General features: G+C 70.1%; 2 protein-coding genes. Both read left to right on the top strand.

Translation table 11 applies throughout. From position 1 onward, the window contains the following. Positions 1–49 precede the first annotated feature (49 nt). On the top strand, positions 50–730 hold the full coding sequence (locus tag DLJ58_RS08870) for a S1 family peptidase (protein WP_124854713.1): 681 nt from the start codon (positions 50–52) through the stop codon (positions 728–730). 24 nt (positions 731–754) lie between these two features. Next, complete coding sequence (locus DLJ58_RS08875; RefSeq protein WP_124854714.1) at positions 755–1,318, top strand: YbjQ family protein; 564 nt, start codon at positions 755–757, stop codon at positions 1,316–1,318. The last annotated feature ends 31 nt before the right edge of the window (positions 1,319–1,349 follow it).

The following is a 1,349-nucleotide window of genomic DNA, read 5'->3' on the forward strand; positions in this document are numbered from 1 at the left end:
CACCTGCACCCGGCGATCCCGGGCCCGCCCCGTCCAAGGAGTCCACCCGATGCGCATCCGCCCCCTGCTCGCCGTCCTCAGCACCGCGCTGGTCGGCGCCCTCGGCGTCACGTCCGCCGCGTCCGCCTCCCCGCCCAGCCCGCTCATCATCGGTGGCGGCACCGTCTCGTCCGCCCCCTGGGCCGCCGCGGTGCTCAGCAACGGCTCGTTCACCTGCTCCGGCAGCGTCATCGCCGCGCAGTGGGTGCTCACCGCCCGGCACTGCATCAACGGCACGATGTCGGTGCGGATCGGCAGCGTCAACCGCACCTCCGGCGGGGTCACCCGCACCGTCAGCGCCACCTACACCCGCAACGACCTCGCGCTCATGCGGCTCTCCAGCGCCGTCAGCACCTCCACGGTGAGCCTGGCCAGCAGCAACCCGCCGATCAACTCGACGAACTCGATCTACGGCTGGGGCATGACCTGCTACAGCGGCTGCTCGGCGTCCACCCAGCTGAAGACCGCCACCGTCCGGGTGACCAGCAACAGCGCCACCGACGCGTACGGCGGCCAGGCGATCCGCAGCACCCGGATCAACGGCAACGCCTGGCGCGGTGACTCCGGCGGCCCGCAGTTCTACAACGGTCAGCAGGTCGGCGTCGCCTCCACCGCCGACGGGTCGAGCATCCAGAACTACGGCAGCGTTGCGTACAACCGGGCCTGGATCACCTCGGTGGCCGGTGTCTGACGGTTAGCGCCCCGCTCGGCGCGGATGGTCGGCCACGTGCCGGCCGTCCGCGCCGCGTCGTTTTGCAGCATCCGATCAGGTGAACAATGCACACGATCGGGTCGCGCCACTCCTGACAGCATCGGAACCGTGCTGGTCGTGACGACAGAGCAACTGCCCGGCTACGAGATCCGCCAGATTCTCGGTGAGGTGGTGTCATCGATGGCCAGGACGCGCAACCCGTACCGCGAGGGTGTGAAGAACCTGCGCGGTGGCGCGTACGACCCGATGGCCCCGGACAACCTGACCCGCTGGCGCACCGACTCGGTGGCCCGCCTCGGTGAGGAGGCCCTGCGGCTCGGCGCGAACGCGGTGATCGGCATGCGGTTCGACAGCCGGGACTGCGGCGAGATGTGGATGGAGATCTGCGCGTACGGGACGGCAGTGGTCGCCGTACCCAAGATGCCCGAGGTCATGCCGGCCGACCAGCCGGCGGTCGCCGCGGAGACCGCGGAGCCCGCGGGTTTCGCCGAGTCGCTTGGCGGCATCGCCGAACCGGCCAGCGCCCCCAACCTGAGAACCGCCGCCGAAACCCCAACCGGCGAATAACCCACCCACCACCTGTCTCTTATACACCTCT

This window comes from Micromonospora arida, from assembly GCF_003857035.1.
Classification (GTDB): domain Bacteria; phylum Actinomycetota; class Actinomycetes; order Mycobacteriales; family Micromonosporaceae; genus Micromonospora; species Micromonospora arida.